23 protein-coding genes are annotated in these 19,490 nt (G+C 72.7%); 6 read left to right on the forward strand and 17 right to left on the reverse strand.

Annotated elements, in window-relative coordinates; all coding sequences use genetic code 11:
* Positions 1 to 5: 5 nt before the first annotated feature.
* The 7 genes from AB0472_RS36005 to AB0472_RS36035 all read right to left on the reverse strand — a co-directional run bounded on the left by AB0472_RS36005 (position 6) and on the right by AB0472_RS36035 (position 6,622).
* Positions 6 to 689 carry a lysoplasmalogenase gene (locus tag AB0472_RS36005; RefSeq protein WP_366362943.1) on the reverse strand — a complete coding sequence of 228 codons (684 nt, stop codon included), beginning with the start codon at positions 687 to 689 and terminating at the stop codon, positions 6 to 8.
* The gene (locus tag AB0472_RS36010) at positions 686 to 1,552 is read right to left on the reverse strand and encodes a sterol desaturase family protein (RefSeq protein WP_366362945.1); all 867 of its coding nucleotides are present in this window, start codon (positions 1,550 to 1,552) and stop codon (positions 686 to 688) included. The genes AB0472_RS36005 and AB0472_RS36010 overlap by 4 nt, the downstream gene beginning before the upstream one ends.
* A 100-nt stretch (positions 1,553 to 1,652) precedes the next feature.
* Complete coding sequence (locus AB0472_RS36015) at positions 1,653 to 2,366, reverse strand: VIT family protein (protein ID WP_366362947.1); 714 nt, start codon at positions 2,364 to 2,366, stop codon at positions 1,653 to 1,655.
* 45 nt (positions 2,367 to 2,411) lie between these two features.
* A complete protein-coding gene (locus AB0472_RS36020) occupies positions 2,412 to 3,638 on the reverse strand; it encodes an amidohydrolase family protein (RefSeq protein ID WP_366362949.1) in 1,227 nt (408 codons plus the stop codon).
* Positions 3,635 to 4,921 (reverse strand): amidohydrolase family protein, encoded by a 1,287-nt coding sequence (locus tag AB0472_RS36025; protein WP_366362951.1) that lies wholly within the window; start codon positions 4,919 to 4,921, stop codon positions 3,635 to 3,637. The genes AB0472_RS36020 and AB0472_RS36025 overlap by 4 nt, the downstream gene beginning before the upstream one ends.
* Positions 4,922 to 4,934: 13 nt before the next feature.
* Positions 4,935 to 5,819: an SDR family NAD(P)-dependent oxidoreductase gene (locus tag AB0472_RS36030; protein WP_366362953.1), complete on the reverse strand. Its 885-nt coding sequence runs from the start codon at positions 5,817 to 5,819 to the stop codon at positions 4,935 to 4,937.
* Positions 5,819 to 6,622 carry an acetoacetate decarboxylase family protein gene (locus AB0472_RS36035; RefSeq protein ID WP_366362955.1) on the reverse strand — a complete coding sequence of 268 codons (804 nt, stop codon included), beginning with the start codon at positions 6,620 to 6,622 and terminating at the stop codon, positions 5,819 to 5,821. The genes AB0472_RS36030 and AB0472_RS36035 overlap by 1 nt, the downstream gene beginning before the upstream one ends.
* Before the next feature lie 223 nt (positions 6,623 to 6,845).
* Between AB0472_RS36035 and AB0472_RS36040 the strand changes: the two genes are divergently transcribed.
* The 5 genes from AB0472_RS36040 (at position 6,846) to AB0472_RS36060 (ending at position 11,725) form a co-directional block, all read left to right on the forward strand.
* Positions 6,846 to 7,835, forward strand: coding sequence for a DEDDh family exonuclease (locus AB0472_RS36040; protein ID WP_366362956.1), 990 nt, complete (start codon positions 6,846 to 6,848; stop codon positions 7,833 to 7,835).
* 195 nt (positions 7,836 to 8,030) lie between these two features.
* Entirely contained in the window at positions 8,031 to 8,264 is a 234-nt protein-coding gene (locus AB0472_RS36045) for a hypothetical protein (protein ID WP_093508408.1), read from the forward strand.
* Between the two features lie 49 nt (positions 8,265 to 8,313).
* A complete protein-coding gene (locus AB0472_RS36050; protein ID WP_366362958.1) occupies positions 8,314 to 9,108 on the forward strand; it encodes an SURF1 family protein in 795 nt (264 codons plus the stop codon).
* Between the two features lie 71 nt (positions 9,109 to 9,179).
* Entirely contained in the window at positions 9,180 to 10,964 is a 1,785-nt protein-coding gene (locus AB0472_RS36055; protein ID WP_366362960.1) for a glycoside hydrolase family 15 protein, read from the forward strand.
* A gap of 5 nt (positions 10,965 to 10,969) precedes the next feature.
* Complete coding sequence (locus AB0472_RS36060; protein WP_366362962.1) at positions 10,970 to 11,725, forward strand: SDR family oxidoreductase; 756 nt, start codon at positions 10,970 to 10,972, stop codon at positions 11,723 to 11,725.
* Between the two features lie 12 nt (positions 11,726 to 11,737).
* Here AB0472_RS36060 and AB0472_RS36065 read toward each other — a convergent pair whose 3' ends face one another.
* From AB0472_RS36065 to AB0472_RS36090, 6 genes are read right to left on the reverse strand one after another with little or no spacing between them, the layout of a single operon-like run.
* On the reverse strand, positions 11,738 to 12,148 hold the full coding sequence (locus AB0472_RS36065; RefSeq protein WP_366362964.1) for a TetR/AcrR family transcriptional regulator C-terminal domain-containing protein: 411 nt from the start codon (positions 12,146 to 12,148) through the stop codon (positions 11,738 to 11,740).
* A gap of 43 nt (positions 12,149 to 12,191) precedes the next feature.
* A complete protein-coding gene (gene amaP, locus AB0472_RS36070) occupies positions 12,192 to 12,770 on the reverse strand; it encodes an alkaline shock response membrane anchor protein AmaP (protein ID WP_366362966.1) in 579 nt (192 codons plus the stop codon).
* A 4-nt stretch (positions 12,771 to 12,774) separates the two neighbouring features.
* Complete coding sequence (locus AB0472_RS36075; RefSeq protein ID WP_366362968.1) at positions 12,775 to 13,383, reverse strand: DUF6286 domain-containing protein; 609 nt, start codon at positions 13,381 to 13,383, stop codon at positions 12,775 to 12,777.
* Positions 13,383 to 13,742 (reverse strand): hypothetical protein, encoded by a 360-nt coding sequence (locus AB0472_RS36080; protein ID WP_366362970.1) that lies wholly within the window; start codon positions 13,740 to 13,742, stop codon positions 13,383 to 13,385. The genes AB0472_RS36075 and AB0472_RS36080 overlap by 1 nt, the downstream gene beginning before the upstream one ends.
* Positions 13,739 to 13,933 (reverse strand): hypothetical protein, encoded by a 195-nt coding sequence (locus AB0472_RS36085; RefSeq protein ID WP_053654947.1) that lies wholly within the window; start codon positions 13,931 to 13,933, stop codon positions 13,739 to 13,741. The genes AB0472_RS36080 and AB0472_RS36085 overlap by 4 nt, the downstream gene beginning before the upstream one ends.
* A 56-nt stretch (positions 13,934 to 13,989) precedes the next feature.
* Positions 13,990 to 14,454, reverse strand: coding sequence for an Asp23/Gls24 family envelope stress response protein (locus AB0472_RS36090; protein WP_089101589.1), 465 nt, complete (start codon positions 14,452 to 14,454; stop codon positions 13,990 to 13,992).
* Positions 14,455 to 14,541: 87 nt separating this feature from the next.
* Between AB0472_RS36090 and AB0472_RS36095 the strand changes: the two genes are divergently transcribed.
* Positions 14,542 to 15,237 (forward strand): nucleopolyhedrovirus P10 family protein, encoded by a 696-nt coding sequence (locus tag AB0472_RS36095; protein WP_366362973.1) that lies wholly within the window; start codon positions 14,542 to 14,544, stop codon positions 15,235 to 15,237.
* Positions 15,238 to 15,449: 212 nt separating this feature from the next.
* Here AB0472_RS36095 and AB0472_RS36100 read toward each other — a convergent pair whose 3' ends face one another.
* The 4 genes from AB0472_RS36100 to AB0472_RS36115 all read right to left on the reverse strand — a co-directional run bounded on the left by AB0472_RS36100 (position 15,450) and on the right by AB0472_RS36115 (position 19,436).
* Positions 15,450 to 16,253, reverse strand: coding sequence for an enoyl-CoA hydratase/isomerase family protein (locus AB0472_RS36100; RefSeq protein WP_366362975.1), 804 nt, complete (start codon positions 16,251 to 16,253; stop codon positions 15,450 to 15,452).
* Between the two features lie 129 nt (positions 16,254 to 16,382).
* A complete protein-coding gene (locus AB0472_RS36105) occupies positions 16,383 to 16,601 on the reverse strand; it encodes a helix-turn-helix domain-containing protein (RefSeq protein ID WP_046727957.1) in 219 nt (72 codons plus the stop codon).
* A gap of 361 nt (positions 16,602 to 16,962) precedes the next feature.
* Positions 16,963 to 18,561 carry an ABC-F family ATP-binding cassette domain-containing protein gene (locus tag AB0472_RS36110; protein WP_366362977.1) on the reverse strand — a complete coding sequence of 533 codons (1,599 nt, stop codon included), beginning with the start codon at positions 18,559 to 18,561 and terminating at the stop codon, positions 16,963 to 16,965.
* Positions 18,562 to 18,653: 92 nt separating this feature from the next.
* Entirely contained in the window at positions 18,654 to 19,436 is a 783-nt protein-coding gene (locus tag AB0472_RS36115; RefSeq protein WP_366362979.1) for a hypothetical protein, read from the reverse strand.
* Between the last annotated feature and the right edge of the window lie 54 nt (positions 19,437 to 19,490).

The raw sequence follows: 19,490 nt of genomic DNA on the forward strand, positions 1-19,490 counted from the left end.
TGCGCTCAGGGGGTGGTCGAGCGCACTTCACGGTACGCCGTGGCCGGGGCGCGGCGCGCGTCGAGGGTGCCGCGGACCAGCAGGAACTGTGCCGCCGCGTAGGTGAGCATGATCCAGAAGTCGGGTCGCGGCAGCTGCGGCCAGTCGGCGACGCCGGTCGCGATCAGCGTGTCGGAGACCATGAAGAGCGCGCCGCCGAGCGCGGCTGCCGGGCCGAGCCGGGTCGCGGCGGTGTACGCCATGGCGGTGAGCAGCGCGCTGTAACCGGCCACGGGCACACGCAGGCCGGTCGGCAGGTCGGGCCAGAGCAGGGCGACCAGGGTGACGAGGGCGGCGGCGTAGGCGAGGCCGAGCAGCCGCGCCCGCGCGTGCGGCGGGCCCTGGCGGCGGACGCGGCGGACGCGGCGGAAGAGGACGAGGTAGCAGACGTGTCCGGCGGCGAAGGAGGCCATGCCCGCCATGAAGGCGGGGTCGGCGGCGGAGAGGAGCAGGACGTCGCCGCCCCAGCCGCACAGCAGGGCGGCGACCAGGAGCCGTGGGGCGCCCGCGCGGGCGGCGGACGCGGCGAGCAGGGGCATCAGGAGCACCTTGGCGACGACATGCCCGGTGCGGAAGCCGACGGCCAGGAAGGCCAGGTCGAGGAGGACGGCGAGGGCGAAGGCGGCGAGCAGTTCCCGGGACGCCCTCACGCGGCCACGGACTCCTCGGCCGGCTCCACGGCGGGCGCCGGCGCCCAGCCCGGCCCCCGGAACACCCGCCCGGCCCGCTCCCGCCAGCTGCGCGCGGCCTTGATGTCCTTGGCGATGGCGACGTACTCGTGGGTGGCCACCTTGACGGGGTTGAACGTGTTGATGTTCTTGGTCAACCCGTACACGGGCCGTTCGGTCTCCGCCACCCAGGACCCGAACAGCCGGTCCCAGACGATCAGGATCCCGCCGAAGTTGCGGTCCAGGTAGCCGCCCTGGGAGGCGTGGTGCACCCGGTGGTGGGACGGCGTGTTGAACACGAACTCGAACCACCGGGGCATCTTGTCGATGCGTTCGGTGTGGATCCAGAACTGGTAGACGAGGTTGGCGGAGGAGCAGAAGGCGAGCGCGGCCGGGTGCACCCCCACGGCCACCAGCGGGACGTAGAACGGCCAGACGGTCAGCGAGGTCCAGGGCTGGCGCAGCGCGGTGGAGAGGTTGAACTTCTTGCTGGAGTGGTGGACGACGTGGCAGGCCCACAGGATGCGGATGACGTGGTGGCCGCGGTGGGACCAGTAGTAGAAGAAGTCCTGCGCGAGCAGCATCAGCGGGACCGTCCACCACAGGACGGGGACGCGCAGCGGGGTCAGCGCGTACACCGCCGTGTAGATCATGACGATCGGGATCTTCCACACGAAGTCGAAGACGAGCGATCCCAGCCCCATGCCGATGCTCGTGGCCGCGTCCTTGGCCTCGTACCCGGCCTCGTCGTCGTCGGGATGGATGCGGTAGCTGATCACCTCGATCACGGTGAGCAGCACGAAGGCGGGTATCGACCACGTCACGACATCGGGCAGGTTCGGCATGTGGGCACCGTAGAACCGCCCGTCGACCGCGGCTAGACGTTGTTACCCACAAGTATTGCCCGGGGTATGCGCTTGCTTGTTGGCGATCTCCGCCAACGGGCTAGACCCCGGCCGCCCCCAGCAGCCTCCCCGCCGCGTACGTGACCCCCATGGCCAGCGCTCCGCCCAGGACGTTGCGCAGCACCGCCGGGCCCACCGCGGCCGATCCCAGGCGGGCGCTGGCCCAGCCGGTCAGGACCAGCGCCGCCAGCACCGAGCCCACCGTCACCGGGAGCCGCCAGCCGGCGGGCGGCAGGACGATCGCCAGCAGCGGGAGCAGCGCCCCCACGGTGAAGGCCAGGAAGCTGGCGAGGGCCGCGGTCCAGGGATTGGTCAGCTCGTCGGGGTCGATGCCCAGTTCCACGCTCGCGTGCGCCTTCAGGGCATCGCGTTCCGTCAGCTGGACCGCCGCCTCGCGGGCCACCTCCCAGGACAGGCCGCGGCGCTCCAGCAGTTCGGTCAGCTCCTCCAGTTCCGCCTCGGGCTGCTCCTTCAGCTCCCGTTTCTCCAGCGCCAGCGCGGCCAGTTCGGAGTCGCGCTGGGTGGAGACGGAGACGTACTCCCCCGCCGCCATCGACATGGATCCGGCGAGCAGGCCCGCCAGGCCCGCCGTCAGCAGGGCGTTCCGGTCGGCCGTGGCGCCCGCGACGCCGACGACGATGCCCGCCGTCGACACGATGCCGTCGTTCGCGCCCAGGACGGCCGCCCGCAGCCAGTTCAGCCGGGAGCCGAGCGCTCCCCCGTGGGCCTCGTTGTCGTGCGTGGGTTCGGTCACAGCAGGGAGGATCGCATCCCGGGGCCGACGAGCGCCGTACCGACGTCACCAGACCCGTACCGAGGCCCCCCGCGCGAACACCGGGCTCGTGGCGTCCGCCGGCGGCTCCGGCAGCGGTTCGGCGATCTCCGCCACCGTCGGCCCCACCTTCGCCGCGATCGGGTCCAGGAGGTCCAGGTCGAAGCCGTACACGCGGGCCGCGTTGCCGCCCAGCATCGCCGCGAGCTCGGCCTGTGGGACGCCGGCGAAGGCGAAGCGCAGGCCCTCCCTGGTGTACGGGTAGGTGCCCTCGTCGTGCGGGTAGTCGCTGCCCCACATGATCTTGTCCAGACCGATGCGGTCGCGCAGCGGCACCTCGTGCGGGCGCATGAAGCTGGCGCCGACGAAGCAGTTCTCGTGCCACACCTCGGAGGGCGGCCTACCCATCGACTCCGCGAGACCCACCCCGAACTTCGCCTCCGCGGTCGTCGCCCGCGCCGCCGCCAGCAGGCGGCCGTGGTAGTAGTCCAGCATGGCCAGGACCCCGGGGATCCAGCCGGAACCCTGCTCGGTCAGGACCAGTCTCAGCTCCGGGTGGCGGCGGAAGGCGCCGCCGAAGACCAGGTGCCACAGCGCGCGGTGCGAGAACCAGGTCGTCTCGACCATGAAGACCGCGCGGGCCGCCGGTTCGTCGCCGAGCGGCGGGGAGGCGGAGCCCGCGTGGTGGTTGACGGGGACGCCGAGCTCCGCGCAGACGGCCCAGATCGGGTCGTACACGCGCGCGTGCAGTTCGGGCAGGCCCGAGCCGGGCGGGGTGCCCGGGAGCATGAGGCCGCCTTTCAGGCCCGCCCCGGCCGCCCACCGGATCTCCTTGACGGCCTCCTCGACGTCGTTGAGGAGGATCTGGAAGACGCCCGCGCGACGTCCCGGTGCCGCGGCGCAGAAGTCGGCGAGCCAGCGGTTGTGGGCCCGCAGGCCCGCCCACCGCCGTTCGTACTCCGCCACGGTCGGCGCGGGGGCCATGAGGGAGCCGGACGGGAAGAACGGCGGGATGGTGTTCGGGAAGATCACCTCCGCGACGATCCCGTCCTCCTCCAGCTCCGCGAGCCGCCGCGCGGAGTTCCAGTTCCGGTCGGCCGAGTCGGCGAGCAGGTCCTCGTACGGGTTGACGTACGTCGCCGCCCACCCGTCGAAGTCGTCGTGGTAGCGCTTCTCCAGGTAGGGGCGGTAGTCGAGGAGGTCCGCCCCGGCGTGGCAGTCGGCCGAGATCACCGTGTAGCGGTCGTCGTTCACGACGTCACCCCAAGGGCCGGGAAGTCGCTGCCGGTCAGCCAGTGGCGGCCCACCTCGCGCGAGCGGGCCCAGGACGCCTCCACGGCCGCCTGGTCGGCCGGCTGGCCGAGCTCGGACGGGGTGGGGCCGATGCGCCGGGCGAGCGGGGTCAGGCGGTCCACGTCGAAGCCGAAGGCCTCGGCGGCCGCGAGGCCGAGCATCCGGCGGGTCTCGGTCACCGGGATGTCGTGGAAGGTGCGGCGCAGCCACGCGCGCGTGTCGGGCCAGGTGCCCTCGGGGTGCGGGAAGTCGCTGCCCCAGAGGATGTTGTCGACGCCGATCTCGTAGCGCTGGGCGAGTTCCCGGCGCTTGGTGTTGGTGGCGCAGACGAAGACCTGCCGGTCCAGGTACTCGTGCGGTGGGCGGGTCAGCTCCTCGAAGGGGGAGAGTTTCTTGCCGCCGTGCGCGCCGAGGTAGAGGCGGTCCATGAACCACAGCAGGTTCGGCAGCCACCAGCAGCCCGACTCGGCGATGCCGAAGCGCAGTCCGGGATGGCGTTCGAAGACGCCGGACCAGAGCAGGAACCACAGCGGTCGGGCCGGCCACCACGTCACCTCGCTGACGTAGATGCCGAGGTGGTCGCCGTACTCCTCGCGCGGGGCGGCACCGGAGTGGGTGAGGACCGGCATCCCGCACTCGGCGGCGGCCGCCCAGACGGGGTCGTAGCGGCGGTCGTGGTACGGCTCCCTGTCGACCCACATGGCGGGGATCATCAGGGCGCCGAGGCCGGACTCCTTCGCGCGGTGCACCTCGGCGACGACGCGGTCCGCCGGGGCCGTGACCGGCAGCAGGGCGACCCCGCAGTGCCGTTCGTGGTGCTCGGACACGAAGTCGGCCAGCCAGCGGTTGTGGGCCCGGGCGCCGGCCATGCCGAGTTCCGGGTCGTGGTCCCCGGACAGGCCGAGCCCGACCCCGAAGGGCGCGGCGGTCCGGCTGTCGACCGCGTCGGCGTCCGGGAAGACCACCTCGGCGGCCACCCCGTCGCCGTCCAGTTCCTTCACCCGCTGCCCGGCGTCCCAGCCCCCGCGCAGTCCCTCCTCGTTGTCCTGGAACCACTTGGCCGCGAACGCCTCGTTGCGGATGCCGAGCCGGGTCATCTCCTCCCGGCGGCGCTCGCGGCCGGCGAGGAACTCGTCGAAGTCCCGGTGGAACCGGGCGTCCAGATAGGGCCGGTACTCCTCGGTGGGCAGCCCGGCGTGGCAGTCGGAGGAGATGATCAGGTACGGGTCGTCGTAGGCGGTCACCACTGCCCCCTGTTCAGTCCAGGATGAAGCTTTCGAGGTACGACGGGTTCGTCCGGTCCAGCATCGAGCGCGCCCTGGCCCGGATCTGGGCGTCGCTGTGCGCGCTCTCCGGGAGCAGCCAGAAGCGGTCCGCGCGGATGCCCGCCACGACGAGTCCGGCGACCTCCTCGACGGGCGTGAACGCGACCTCCTTGCCCGCCGCCCGCATCGCCGCCTCCCACTGGTCGAGGCTGCGGTACGGCGTCCGGCGCGGCCGTTTCTTGGCGTACCGGTCGGGGCGGTTGCGGTGCGACTCCCACAGGCCCGTACGCAGCATGTGCGGCCCGGGGAAGAGCACCGAGGCGCCCACGCGCGCGTGCTCCGCCCTGAGGTGGGCGTACAGGGACTCGGTCATCGTGACGACGGCCGCCTTCGTGACCGCGTACACGGACGCCGTGGGCAGCGGCGCGATGCCGCCGTCGCCCGAGGACGTATTGACCACATGACCGGGTTGACCGGACCTGATCATCCTGGGCAGGAAAGCCTGGACGCCGTGGAACACGCCCCACACGTTGACCTCGAACGCCCACTTCCAGTCGTTCGGTTCGTGCTCCCACATGCGGCCCTCGGCCCCCGAGCCGACCCCGGCGTTGTTGCACAGGACGTGCACGGCGCCGTAGGTGTCGTAGGCCGACTCGGCCAGCTCCAGGACCTGTTCGCGGACACCGACGTCGACCACGCGCGCGTGCACGTCGGCGCCCTCCGCGCGCAGCCCCTCGGCGGCCTTCTCCAGGGCGGCCGGCTCGACGTCGGCGAGGACCACCTTCAGGCCCTCGGCGGCGAACCGCCGGGCCATCGCGAGCCCGATGCCGCTCGCCGCGCCGGTGACGACGGCGACCTGTCCTTCGCGCACCTCCATCAGGACCCGCTCCCCTCACTGCCCTGCGGGGGCGCGTCGTGGACCTGGCGCGGGTCGTCGTAGCGCTGGTGGACGTACGGCAACAGGGCCTGCGCGTCCACCCGTTCGACGATCCGGCCGCGCTGGCCGCTGGTCTTCTCGCCGAGCGTGAGCTCCAGCAGGCGCAGCACCGGCAGGTCGGCGACGGGGTCGTACGGCGACTCGCGGAGGACGACCTCCCCGGTGACGCGCTCCAGCCGGCGGACCTTCTCCTCGCGCACGCAGTGCACCAGCAGCGGGTCGCCGTCGAAGCCGGAGCCGTCCACCGCCGGCAGGAACTTGAAGTAGAAGTCGGTCTTCGGGGCGGGCTCGGGCAGCGGCAGCGGGCCGTCGACCGTGCCGCGCACCTCGACGAAGGCGACGCCGTGCCGGGCGAGGGCCGCGCGGATCCGCGAGCCGTCCCGCTCGACGGTCACCTCGCCGAGCTTCTTGGGTTCGCCGAAGACCTCACGGCCGCCGGTGAGGGCGCGCTCGTGGGTCATCGGCATGACCAGCGGGTACCAGCCCTCGACCGCGCCGTGCGCGGCGGCGACCGCGAACGAGCCCGCGCCGAGCGGGTATCCGGGCAGCTGGACCTTGCTGACGCTGACCCGGGCCAGGGGCCGGCCGGCCGGCTTGAGCGGCGGCGGCAGGACGGCCGCCACCGCGTCCGGGTCGGTCTCCCAGACGGCCACCACCCCGGTGGACCACACGTCCGGGAGCTTCGTGGTGCGCGCGTCCGCGATCTCCGCCTCGGTCCGAGCGCCGTACCGTACGCGTGCCATCCGCCGTACCGCCCTTCCGTCGGCCGTCCGTGCTCATGGCGGGGTGCACGTTGGCACCGGGAGGCGAAAAGGTCCATAGCCACGCGAAGGGCGGTCGGGACGGAGTCGGCGGCCGGGCGACGGGCCGTCAGGGCGGACGGGGCAGCAGGGCATTCGAACGGGCGGCCGCGGCGGGCGACCTGACGGTCCGGGCTGTCGGTGCGGGCCCGTATCCTCAATGACCATGCTCGAAGACCCCACGACCGCAGTGTCCCCCGGCACCCCGTGGCCGGCCGCGTATCCCAAGGGATACGCCGTCGTCGACGTGGAGACCACCGGACTGGCCCGGGACGACCGGATAATCAGCGCGGCCGTCTACCGGCTGGACGAGCGCGGCGAGGTCGAGGACCACTGGTACACGCTGGTCAACCCCGAGCGCGACCCGGGTCCGGTGTGGATCCACGGCCTGACGAGCGAGGTGCTCGAAGGCGCGCCGCTCTTCCCCGACATCGCCGAGGAGTTCTCGGCCCGGCTGGACGGCCGGGTGCTGGTCGCGCACAACGCGGTCTTCGACTGGCAGATGATCGCGCGGGAGTACGCGCGCGCGAAGACGGCGGCCCCGGTGCGGCAGCGGCTGTGCACGATCGCGCTCGCCAAGGAGCTGGACCTGCCGCTGCCCAACCACAAACTGGAGACCCTGGCGGCGCACTTCGGGGTCGTGCAGCGGCGGGCGCACCACGCGCTGGACGACGCGCGCGTGCTCGCGGAGGCGTTCCGGCCCAGTCTGCGGGCCGCGGCGGCGGGCAACGTACGGCTGCCGCTCCTGGAGTGCCGTCCCCTGACGGAGTGGTCGGACACGCCCCGGATCGGGCCCCAGGCGAGCGGCGGACACGGCGGCTACCGGCCCGGCGGCTGGCGGCCGGCCCGCAAGCGCCCGGCGTGCCCCTACCCGAACCCCGGCCGGTACGAGGACGGCAGACCGCTGAAGCAGGGCATGCGGGTGGCGTTCTCCGGGGACACGTCGATCGAGCGGGAGCTCCTGGAGGACCGGGCGGTCGAGGCGGGTCTGCACGTCTCGACGAGCATCTCGCGGCTCACCAGTCTGCTCGTCACCAACGACCCCGACTCGGGCACCTCGAAGGTCCTCAAGGCCCGGCAGTTCGGTACGCCGGTGGTCGACGAGGCGGCCTTCGGGCAGCTGCTGCGGGACGTGGCACCGGCCACGGAGCGGTGACCGCCCGCGCGTGCCGTACACCCGCCCCGCGTGCCCCGCACCCACCCGCGCGTGCCGTACACCCGCCCCGCGTGCCCCGCACCCACCCGCGCGTGCCGTACACCCGTCCGCACCAGCCGTGCGGACGGGTGATTGCCGTACGACTCGCCCGGCGCCCGCTCGCCCGCGCGCGGCCGACCGCCCACCCTGTGGCGCATGGCGAAATGTGAAGTTTGCGGCAATGACTACGGAATGACCTTCGAGGTGCACGCGCAGGGCGCGGTCCATGTCTTCGACTGCTTCTCCTGCGCGATCCACCGGATGGCCCCGGTCTGCGAGCACTGCAAGGTCTCGATCATCGGCCAGGGCGTGGAGGCGGACAACCAGTGGTTCTGCGGGGCCCACTGCGCCCGCGAGGCCGGGAAGGCGGGCATCGTCGACCGCGTCTGACCCGGTACCCGCCCGAACGCGCCCCACGACCGAGTTGTACGGTCGTGGGGTGTACCGCTTCCTGTTGACTCGGCAGTGGGTGATCCTCACCCTCATCTCGCTGCTTCTGATCCCGACGATGATCCGGCTGGGGATCTGGCAGAAGCACCGGTACGAGGAGCGCAGCGCCCGCAACCAGCTGGTCGCCGACGCCCTCGGTGCCAAGCCGGTGCCGGTGGAGCAGGTGACCGAGCCGGGGCACGCCGTGACCCGCAAGGAGCGGTACCACACCGTCACCGCGACCGGCACCTTCGACACCGCCGACGAGGTCGTCGTCCGCCGCCGTACCAACTCCGACGACGAGGTCGGCTATCACGTTCTCACCCCCTTCGTGCTGACCGACGGCAAGGTGCTGCTGGTCAACCGGGGCTGGATCCCGTCCGACGGCCCGAGCCAGACCACCTTCCCGAAGATCCCTGCGCCGCCGGCCGGCAAGGTCACCGTCCAGGGCAGGCTGATGCCCGACGAGACCACCGCGGCCAGCGGCATCAAGGATCTCAAGGGCCTGCCCGACCGGCAGGTCATGCTGATCAACAGCGAGGAGCAGGCGCGCCGGCTCGGCAAGCAGGTGCTCGGCGGCTACATCCAGCAGACGGCACCCGAGCCCAAGGGCGACACCCCGGAACAGATTTCCGACCCGGGCAAGGAAGACGCGCCGCTGAACTACGCGTACATGATCCAGTGGTGGCTGTTCGCGGCGGGCGTCCCCTGGGGCTTCTTCGTGCTGGCCCGCCGTGAGGCACGCACGCGTGCGGAGGCGGCGGAGCAGGAGACGGCCGAGGAGGCCGAACCGGCCGCCGTCTGAGCCCCCGTACCACGTCACTCCCCCGGCCCACCCCCTGATTGGCCCTCCGGCCGGCAGGGAAACCGGCTCCCGTGGACCGACGCATCGAGGACTACGCGCTCATCGGCGACGAGCAGACCGCGGCCCTGGTCGGCCGGGACGGCTCCATCGACTGGCTGTGCCTGCCCCGCTTCGACTCGGCCGCCTGCTTCGCCAGGCTCCTGGGCGACGAGGACCACGGCCACTGGCGGATCGCCCCCAGCGGCGCCACGACCTGCACCAGGCGCGGCTACCGGCCCGACACCCTGGTCCTGGACACCGAGTGGGAGACCGCCGAGGGCACGGTCCGCGTCACCGACCTGATGCCCCAGCGCGAGCACGCGCCCGACGTCGTACGCATCGTCGAGGGCGTCAGCGGCCGTGTCACCGTGCACAGCGCGCTCCGGCTCCGCTTCGACTACGGCTCGGTCATTCCGTGGATGCGCCGCTCCGGCGGCCACCGGGTCGCGGTCGCCGGTCCCGACTCGGTGTGGCTGCGCAGCGAACCGTCCGTGCGGACCTGGGGCGAGGACTTCGGCACGCACTCGGAGTTCACCGTCGCGGAGGGCGAGCGGGTCGCGTTCGTGCTCACCTGGCACCCCTCGCACCAGCAGCGGCCACCGCTCGTGGACCCCTACGAGGCGCTGCGGTCCAGCGTCACCGACTGGCGGCGCTGGACCGCCCGCTGCACCTACGACGGCCCGCACCGGGACACGGTCGTGCGGTCCCTGATCACCCTGAAGGCGCTCAGCTACGAGCCGACCGGCGGCATCGTCGCCGCGGCCACCAGCTCGCTGCCCGAGGAGGTGGGCGGGGTGCGCAACTGGGACTACCGGTTCTGCTGGCTGCGCGACTCCACGCTCACCCTCGGCGCCCTGCTCGCGGCCGGCTACCACAAGGAGGCCGAGCGCTGGCGCGACTGGCTGGTGCGCGCGGTCGCCGGCGACCCGGCGGACCTGCAGATCATGTACGGCCTCGCGGGCGAGCGCCGGCTGCCCGAGTTCGAGCTGCCCTGGCTGCCCGGCTTCGCCGACTCCAGGCCGGTCCGCGTCGGCAACGGAGCCGTCGACCAGCTCCAGCTGGACGTCTACGGCGAGGTGATGGACTCGCTGTCGCTGGCCCGCACCGCCGGTCTGCCCACCAAGCCGCACATGTGGGCCATCCAGTGCGCGCTGATGAAGTTCCTGGAGAAGGCCTGGCGGCAGCCCGACGAGGGGCTGTGGGAGGTGCGCGGCGGCCGCCGCCACTTCGTGCACTCCAAGGTGCTGGTGTGGGTGGCCGCGGACCGGGCGGTACAGACCCTGGAGGACCACGCTGAACTCAAGGGCGAGTTGACGCGATGGCGCGCGCTGCGCGACGAGGTGCACCGGGAGGTGTGCGAGAAGGGCTACGACCCGAAGCGCAACACCTTCACGCAGTACTACGGCTCGCGCGAACTCGACGCCGCCCTGCTGCTGATCCCGCGCGTCGGCTTCCTTCCCCCGGACGACCCGCGGGTGGTCGGCACGGTGGACGCGATCCGCGACGACCTGGGCCAGAGCGGGTTCCTGCGCCGCTACGACACCGACGCGATCGGCGTCGACGGGATGCCCGGCGGCGAGGGCGCCTTCCTGGCCTGCTCGTTCTGGCTCGCCGACGCGCTGCACATGACGGGCCGCACCGACGAGGCGAAGGAACTGTTCGAACGGCTGGTGGGCCTCGTCAACGACGTGGGGCTGCTGTCCGAGGAGTACGACCCGGAGACCGGGCGTCAGCTGGGCAACTTCCCGCAGGCGTTCAGCCACATCGGGCTGGTGAACACCGCCCTCACGCTCTTCGGTGGCGAGCAGGCAGGATAGGGGCCATGGATCTTGGACTGAAGGACCGGGTGTACGTCGTCACCGGAGCGACCCGCGGGCTGGGCCACGCGGCCGCGCGCGAGCTGGTCGCGGACGGGGCGAAGGTCGTGGTGACCGGCCGCGACGAGAAGCGGGCCGCCGACGTGGCGGCCGTACTGGGGCCGAACGCGGTGGGCGTGGCCGTCGACAACGCGGACCCGGCGGCGCCGGAGCGGTTGATCGCGACCGCCCGTGAGCGCTTCGGCGGGTTCGACGGCATCCTCGTGAGCGTCGGCGGGCCGCCGGCCGGGTTCGTCGCCGACAACACGGACGACGACTGGCAGGCCGCGTTCGAGTCGGTGTTCCTCGGGGCCGTACGGCTCGCCCGGGCAGCCGCGGCCGAGTTGGGGGACGGCGGCGTCATCGGGTTCGTGCTGTCCGCGTCGGTGTACGAGCCGATCCCCGGGCTCACGATCTCCAACGGGCTGCGGCCGGGTCTCGCCGGGTTCGCCAAGTCGCTGGCGGACGAACTGGGGCCGCGCGGGATCCGGGTGGTGGGGTTGCTGCCGTCCCGGATCGACACGGACCGGGTGCGGGAGCTGGACACGATGTCCGCCGACCCGGAGGCGACGCGGGCCGAGCACGAGTCGCGGATCCCGCTGCGGCGGTACGGGACTCCGGAGGAGTTCGGGCGGGTGGCGGCGTTCCTGATGTCTCCGGCCGCGTCCTACCTGACGGGGATCATGGTGCCCGTGGACGGGGGGACGAGGCACGGGTTCTGACCGTGCCGCCGGTCAACCGGACGCGGGCCGCTTGCCGTTCACGAGCAGGCCGAGGGCGAACTCGAAGCGGTCCTGTCCGGTGCCGGAGATCAGCTCGGCGGCATGGCGCCGGGTCTGCGGGAACCTCTCCGCCGGCAGCGCGGAGAGGCGGTCCAGCAGTTCCTCGTGCCCGAGCACCCATTCCGCATCCGGGTGCCGGCGCCGTTGCCGGACCAGCGACTGCTCCAGCGCACAGGCGCTGACGTAGAGGGACAGCGCGTCGCGGGCCCATCCGGCCGTCCTCGGTTCGATGCCGCCCGCGAGCAGGATCGCCAGGATTCCTTCGCCGACCCGCAGGGTCTCCAGGTCGGTCGACACCACGGCCGGCGCGGCGCGCGAGACCCCGGGGTACTCGGGGTACAGGTCGCGGATCTGTGTGTACACCCCGATCAGCCGCGGTGCGTGCGCGTGGCCCCGGACGACGCTGTCAGGTCACCCTTTCCGCGCGGTGCTTCACCGAGGTCAGGCGGACCTCCGCGGGGAGCCTGCGCAGGGCCGCCGAGTCCCGGGCGTGCGTCAGGGCCTGAGCCGTCAGGGTGTCCAGAGCCTCCCCCGGGGCCACGTCCGGCTCCAGCTGGAGCCACACCCGAACCTCCGGAGCCGTGCGTGTGCCCCTCAGCACCGCCTGGGCGTGGGAGACGCCCTCCTGGCGGGCGGCGTCCGCCGCCAGGACGGTCTCCAGGGCCCGGCCGCGCAGCAGCGCGTTCTCACCGTCTCCGGTGTCCACCAGGACCTCGGTCAGGCGGCGCCGGCGCAGTTGGGCGGTCAGCCACCAGAGGGCGAGCAGGAACAGCACGGCCAGTGCGGCCAGGACCGTCGGCCACCACCAGCCCTCGGCGCGCCAGTGGGTGCGCTCGGCCGTGGTGAGCAGGACGTCGTGCCGCCCCTGGTGGATCCACCAGGACGGGGACGGGGCGCCGAGGCCGACGGCCAGGACCGAGCCGCCGAGGGCGAGGAGCAGGAGACCCGCGAGGGCGATCAGTACGCGGTTGACGGTGCCGAGCACGACGTCACCCCTTCCGGCCGGGGCGGATCACCTGCAGGGTCAGGGCGGGCGCGTGGGCCAGCCCCATGGCGTGGATCGCGTCGGTCAGGGCCGCCTCCAGGTCGCCCCGCACCTCGTCGAGTTCACGGAAGTGGGAGACGGCGAGGACGTGGGCGCGGGACCGGTGCAGCCGTACCCGCACCCGGCGCACGCCGGAGATCTCCATGGCCCGGTCGCGCAGCACCAGCTCTGCCGCGTCCCGGCGCAGTGCGGCGCGGACGTCGGGGTGGGTGCGCCGCATGGGCAGCAGGTCCCGCAGGCCGGGCGTGACGGCCAGGACCAGCAGCCACAGGCCGAGGGCCGCGGCGATGCCCGCGCCCACCAGGACCCAGGTGGCGTCGAGCCGCTGCGTCGCCAGTTGGTGGGCCAGTTCGCGGCGCCAGCGCATGGCGGGGTGGTGGGCCCGTACGGCGGCGACGTCGTACAGGAAGGCGCCCGCGGTCACCAGGACGAGCACCGCGACCAGGGTGGCGGGGGCGCGGCGCGGGGACCAGAAGCGGGACTCACGGCCGGCCGGCGGCGCGGCGGCCGCCGGCGGTGGCTTCTCGATGACCGGTGTCTGCTCCGTGCTCATCACGCCCTCCCCTGGCTCCGGTCCGGGTGCAGCCGTTCGACGTGGACCGCGACCTCCCGGACGTCCATGTCCACCAACGCGCCTACCCGCTCGACCACATGTCGACGCACGGCCGCGCACCGCGCGCCGATGTCGGACGGATAGTCGAGTTCGAGGTGGACCCGGACGCGGGCCGTGTCGTGGTGCGTGACCACGGTGGCGTGCGGGGGTACGGCGTCCTTCGAGAGGGGGCCGAGCGCTTCGCGGGCCGCCTGTGCGGCGATCTTCGCCACCACCCGGTCGGCGATCCGGACGGCCCCCCGGTCGCCGGGCGGCACCGCCGTCGGGGCGCAGCGCGTCTCATCGCTCGCGGGGGTCATCGCCGGCGGTCGCGCCGGTCGTCACGGGTACGGAAGAAGTCACCGAGTTCGAGGTCTCCCTCCGCGAACCGCCCGACGACGAACCCGATGGCCCCGAGCGCCGCCACCAGCAGGAAGGCGCCGAACCCGCCGAAGTACCCGGCGAAGCCCAGCGCCATGCCGGCGATCATGCCGACGACGGCCATACTCATGGTGCGCTCCCCTCAGCGGTCCCGGTCAGCGGTCCCGCGACGATCCCGGCCGACGGTCACTGGAGCCGGGACTCCGGCTCTTCTTCCTCTTCCTCCGGGAGCTTCACATCACTCACCGCGATGTTGACCTCCACCACTTCGAGACCGGTCATGCGCTCCACGGCGGCGATCACGTTCTCGCGGACCGCGCGGGCCACGTCGGCGATCGACACGCCGTAGTCCACGACGATCTCCAGGTCCAGCGCGGTCTGCACCTCACCGACCTCGGCCTTCACACCCCGGCTCACGGACTTCGAGCCGCCGGGCACCCGGTCGCGCACCACGCCGAAGGTGCGGGCGAGGCCGCTGCCCATCGCGTGCACGCCGACCACGTCCCGGGCCGCCAGCCCGGCGATCTTCTCCACCACTCCGTCGGCGATGGTCGTCCGCCCCCGCGTCGCCGGGTCGCCGCCACCGCGCCTGACCGTCTTCCGGGTCTGCACCGTCGGGTCCTTCTCGGGCTCCGCCGCCATCTCGGTCATCGCCGTGCGTCCCTTCCCGTCGCCGTCCTGCGACCACCGTACGTGCGGATGTCCTGTCGTGCCCCGGAGATGCGGCAGGCTGGAGCAATGACGGCGGAGCGACGGACAGACACGCTGCGGCACCTGCTGGGCCTGGGCAGGCTTCTCCCGCTGGGCGGGCCGCAGGACGGGGCGTGGCTCGCGGAGGCGGCGGCGGACGCGGTCCTGCGGCGGGCGGCGGCCGGGGTGGCGGGGGTGCGGCTGGGCGCGGTGCGGATCGCACTGACGGATCCGGCGGAGGCGGCGGAGGCCGTCGTACCGGCGCCGCCCGGGGCGGTGCCGCCGGGGCCGTTGCGGCTGTCGGCGGACTTCGCGGCGACGGCGGCCGAGCCCCTGCCGGCGACCGCGTCGCGACTGCGCCGGGCACTGGCGGCGGCCACGGAGCGGCTGGGGCTGCCGGTCGTCGAGACGGACCTGCGGGTGACCGACCTGCTGGCGGAGGAGGCGGCGGAACCGGAGACCGGATCCGCGCCCCGGCCGCCGTCGGTCCGCGAGGGGGCTGATCCCGAGCGGGCCGGGGTGACGGCGGCGGCGCTGGCGGTGCCGGGGGTGGCCCGGGTGACGGGAGCACTGAGCCGGGACGTCCACTTCGACACCGCGCTGCCGCGTCGCCATGTACGGGTGGAGGTGGCCCTGACCGACGGCCCGCGGGCCGTGGAGGTCGCCCGCCGGGTCCGTACAGCGGTCGGCGAGGCACTGGACGACCGGCCGACGGTGGCGGTACTGGTGACGGACGTCAACTGAACCGCCCCACCGGGAACACGCGAAGGCTGTGCTGATGACAGACGCCGGCGAAAGCGCCCCGTAAGGGGCGCGGGGAACTGCGCGACCAGCCCTCACCGGCCCGCGGGGAATCGCACGACCAACCCCCACCGGCCCGCGGACAACCGCACGACCAACCCCCACCGGCCCGCGGACAACCGCACGGCCAACCCCCACCACCCGCCCGCGGAGAACTACTCGCCCACCCCCGCGAGGTCCCGCAGCCGTCGAGCCTGTGCCTGCCGCTCCGCGGCCCGCTGCTCGTCGTAGGTGCGGTCGGCGGCGCCCCGCAGCAGCGCCTTGGTCTCCACGACGGCGTCCCGCGGCGCAGCCAGCAGCGCCCCGGCCAGGTCCCGTACCGCCGCGTCGAGTTCGCCCGCCGGCACCGCGACGTTCGCCAGCCCGGAGGCCACCGCCTCCTCGGCCTGGACGTACCGGCCGGTCGCGCAGATCTCCAGCGCGCGGGCATAGCCCACCAGGGAGACGAGCGGGTGCGTGCCGGTCAGGTCCGGCACCAGCCCGAGGCTCGTCTCGCGCATGGCGAACTGCACGTCGTCCGCGACGACGCGCAGGTCACAGGAGAGGGCCAGCTGGAAGCCGGCCCCGATGGCGTACCCCTGCACGGCGGCGATCGACACGATGTCGCTCTGCCGCCACCAGGTGAACGCCTCCTGGAATTCGGCGATGGACGCGTCGAGTCCGGCGTCGTCGCGGCCCGCGAGTTCGATGAAGGTCGGCTCGCCGGGGATCCCCTCCGGCGTGAACATCTGCCGGTCGAGGCCCGCGGAGAAGGACTGTCCCTCACCGCGCAGCACGACCACCCGGACCGACCCCGGCAGCGACCGCCCGGCCTCGGCCAACGCCCGCCACAGCGCGGGGCTCTGGGCGTTGCGCTTGGCCGGGTTGGTCAGCGTCACCGTGGCGAGCGCGTCGTCGACGGTGAGCCGTACGCCGTCCTTGTCGAGAACAGGAGCGAGGTCCTGGTCGGGCGAAGCCATGGGGCGCCTCCGATGTGTGCGGTCGTCAGGCAGTGCCGTTACGGCATGCTAAGTGACTGCACAGTAACCACCCGGCCGATCACTCGACCGACCGGGTGGCCACCATCGAAGCCGATGGGCCGCCCGGGGTCAGGACGCGGCTTTCTTGCCCCGCGTCGCCCCGCCGCGCCCACGCAGCGTGACACCCGACTCGCTGAGCATCCGGTGGACGAAGCCATACGAGCGGCCGGTTTCCTCGGCCAGTGCCCGAATGCTCGCACCGGAGTCGTACTTCTTCTTCAGGTCTGCCGCGAGCTTGTCGCGCGCGGCGCCGGTTACCCGGCTGCCCTTCTTCAGAGTCTCGGCCACCCGTGCCTCCTCATGGGAAGTGCGCTCTGGTCCCCTCATGATCACCCCTCCGGGGCGTGATGGCCACCCATTCGGCAAGGTCCGTGAGACATCGTTGTGACGACAGGAGCGCATCCCCACATACGGAATCTGCGATTCCGCAGCGGGTTGTCCGTGGACCCGAACGGGTTCGTCCGTGAAGTGGCAGGTCAGGCGAGCAAAACGGCCGATCCCTTGTCGACAAAGGGATCGGCCGCGAAATCGATGTAGGACACACCTCGATACGAGGAGATCTCACACAGATGATGGATCACCGATAGGCCGAATGATCCATAGCCAGTGGATCAGATATTCGATCAAACGACGCTGACGGGGCCGGCTCTCAGGCGAGGGCGACCAGATCGGCGTAGTCGGCGCCCCACAGGTCCTCGACGCCGTCGGGCAGCAGGATGATCCGCTCGGGCTGGAGTGCCTCCACGGCACCCTCGTCGTGGGTGACGAGGACGACGGCGCCCTTGTAGGTGCGCAGGGCGCCGAGGATCTCCTCGCGGCTGGCGGGGTCGAGGTTGTTGGTCGGCTCGTCCAGGAGCAGGACGTTCGCGGCGGAGACGACCAGGGTGGCGAGGGCGAGGCGGGTCTTCTCGCCGCCGGAGAGGACCCCGGCCGGCTTGTCGACGTCATCGCCGGAGAACAGGAACGAGCCCAGCACCTTGCGGACCTCGACGAGGTCCATGTCGGGGGCCGAGGAGCGCATGTTCTCCAGGACCGTGCGGTCCGGGTCCAGGGTCTCGTGCTCCTGCGCGTAGTAGCCGAGCTTGAGGCCGTGCCCCTCGATGACCTCGCCGGTGTCGGGCTGCTCGACGCCGCCGAGCAGGCGCAGCAGGGTGGTCTTGCCGGCGCCGTTGAGGCCGAGGATGACGACCCGGGAGCCCTTGTCGATGGCCAGGTCGACGTCGGTGAAGATCTCCAGCGAGCCGTACGACTTCGACAGGCCCTCGGCGGTCAGCGGGGTCTTGCCGCAGGGCGCGGGATCCGGGAAGCGGAGCTTGGCGACCTTGTCGGAGACCCGGACGGCGTCCAGTCCGGCCAGCAGCTTGTCGGCGCGGCGGGCCATGTTCTGCGCGGCGACCGTCTTGGTGGCCTTGGCACGCATCTTGTCGGCCTGCGAGTGCAGCGCGGCCGCCTTCTTCTCGGCGTTGGCGCGCTCGCGCTTGCGGCGCTTCTCGTCGGCCTCGCGCTGCTGCTGGTAGAGCTTCCAGCCCATGTTGTAGACGTCGATCTGGGAGCGGTTGGCGTCCAGGTAGAAGACCTTGTTGACGACCGTCTCGACCAGGTCGACGTCGTGGGAGATCACGATGAAGCCGCCGCGGTAGGTCTTCAGGTAGTCGCGCAGCCAGACGATCGAGTCGGCGTCGAGGTGGTTGGTCGGCTCGTCCAGCAGGAGCGTGTCCGCGTCCGAGAACAGGATCCGGGCCAGCTCGATACGGCGGCGCTGACCGCCGGAGAGCGTGTGCAGGGGCTGACCGAGCACGCGGTCGGGCAGGTTGAGCGCGGCGGCGATGGTGGCGGCCTCGGCCTCGGCGGAGTATCCGCCCTTGGTGAGGAACTCGGTCTCCTGGCGCTCGTACTGCCGCAGCGCCTTCTCGCGGGTGGCGCCCTGGCCGTTGGCGATGCGCTGCTCGTTCTCGCGCATCTTGCGGATCAGTACGTCGAGGCCGCGGGCGGAGAGGATGCGGTCGCGGGCGAGCACGTCGAGGTCGCCGGTACGGGGGTCCTGCGGGAGGTAGCCGACCTCGCCGGAGCGGGTGACGGTACCCGCGGCGGGGATGCCGTCGCCGGCCAGCACCTTGGTGAGGGTGGTCTTGCCGGCGCCGTTGCGGCCGACCAGGCCGATGCGGTCGCCCTTGGCGACACGGAACGTCGCGTTCTCGATGAGGATGCGGGCACCGGCGCGCAGCTCGATACCGGAGGCGGAGATCACGGACAGACTCCAGAGCGTACGGATAGTGACGGGTGGACGGCCGAGGACGTTCCCGCCGTCTAATGCGCGAGGAGAATGGCCATGGGCCAAGTCTAACGGGGCGGCGCAAGCGCTTTTTCGGTGCGCGGGTGTTCGGGGCGCCCCGCACGGGGCGGCTCGTTGCCCAGGGGGGTGCGGTGCGGGGCGATTTTGCCCAGGTCGTCCACGGCGACGAGCTGCGCGGTCCAGGCGCCCGTAGCGCACGGCTGGGCGACGAGCAGGGCGTGGCCGTGACGTACGGCACGTTCGGGGCGGAAGGCGCAGCCTGCGCGGGCGGGCAGCACCCAGCGCAGGTCGCCGTCGGCGGTACGGTACGCGGCGATCCGGGACGGGGTGACGACCGCGAGGATGCCGCGGCGCAGGGGGCGCAGGACGCCGGCGCCGCCCCGGGCGCGCAGCCAGTCGCTCGCCGCGGGCAGGGCGCGGTGCCAGCGCACGGAGCGGCCGTCGGTGTCGGTGACGAGTCCGTCGTCCCAGACGGTGATCGCCTGCCCGCGCGTGGGCAGCACGCTGAGCGGGCGCCGGCCCGGGCGCGCGTACCGCCAGCGCAGGTTCCGCCCGTCGTACGCCTCGACGGCGCCGCCACGCGCGCGTGCGGTGTGCGCGGGCGGTCCCGAGGTGAGGTGGTCGCCGTAGGGGGCGGGGCGGATCTGGTGGGCGACGGTGAGGAGCCCGGCCGCCAGCAGCAGGGCGAGGGTGAGGAGGCGCTTGACGGGCCGGCGGGCGGGGGGCGTCCTCGGGAGGGCGCCGGGAGGCCGGTGCGGGGAGGGGGCCGGGGGCCGGTGCCGGTGGGCCGTGGCGGACTGCTCCAGGAGTGCTCCGGTGTCGGGTGGCACGGTTCTCCTGTGCCGCAGAACGGCCACTCCTTCCCCTTTCGGTGCCCGGCTTCC

The sequence above is a fragment of the Streptomyces sp. NPDC086777 genome (assembly GCF_040702065.1).
In the GTDB taxonomy this organism is placed as follows: Bacteria; Actinomycetota; Actinomycetes; order Streptomycetales; family Streptomycetaceae; genus Streptomyces.

What these genes read in the sequence shown, in the direction of transcription:
- AB0472_RS36010 (WP_366362945.1), bottom strand. Translation starts at nt 1,552, where the DNA reads ATGCCGAACCTGCCCGATGTCGTGACGTGGTCGATACCCGCCTTCGTG.
- AB0472_RS36030 (WP_366362953.1), bottom strand. Translation starts at nt 5,819, where the DNA reads ATGGAGGTGCGCGAAGGACAGGTCGCCGTCGTCACCGGCGCGGCGAGC.
- AB0472_RS36035 (WP_366362955.1), bottom strand. Translation starts at nt 6,622, where the DNA reads ATGGCACGCGTACGGTACGGCGCTCGGACCGAGGCGGAGATCGCGGAC.
- AB0472_RS36040 (WP_366362956.1), top strand. Translation starts at nt 6,846, where the DNA reads ATGCTCGAAGACCCCACGACCGCAGTGTCCCCCGGCACCCCGTGGCCG.
- AB0472_RS36045 (WP_093508408.1), top strand. Translation starts at nt 8,031, where the DNA reads ATGGCGAAATGTGAAGTTTGCGGCAATGACTACGGAATGACCTTCGAG.
- AB0472_RS36060 (WP_366362962.1), top strand. Translation starts at nt 10,970, where the DNA reads ATGGATCTTGGACTGAAGGACCGGGTGTACGTCGTCACCGGAGCGACC.
- AB0472_RS36075 (WP_366362968.1), bottom strand. Translation starts at nt 13,383, where the DNA reads ATGAGCACGGAGCAGACACCGGTCATCGAGAAGCCACCGCCGGCGGCC.
- AB0472_RS36080 (WP_366362970.1), bottom strand. Translation starts at nt 13,742, where the DNA reads ATGACCCCCGCGAGCGATGAGACGCGCTGCGCCCCGACGGCGGTGCCG.
- AB0472_RS36085 (WP_053654947.1), bottom strand. Translation starts at nt 13,933, where the DNA reads ATGAGTATGGCCGTCGTCGGCATGATCGCCGGCATGGCGCTGGGCTTC.
- AB0472_RS36090 (WP_089101589.1), bottom strand. Translation starts at nt 14,454, where the DNA reads ATGACCGAGATGGCGGCGGAGCCCGAGAAGGACCCGACGGTGCAGACC.
- AB0472_RS36095 (WP_366362973.1), top strand. Translation starts at nt 14,542, where the DNA reads ATGACGGCGGAGCGACGGACAGACACGCTGCGGCACCTGCTGGGCCTG.
- AB0472_RS36100 (WP_366362975.1), bottom strand. Translation starts at nt 16,253, where the DNA reads ATGGCTTCGCCCGACCAGGACCTCGCTCCTGTTCTCGACAAGGACGGC.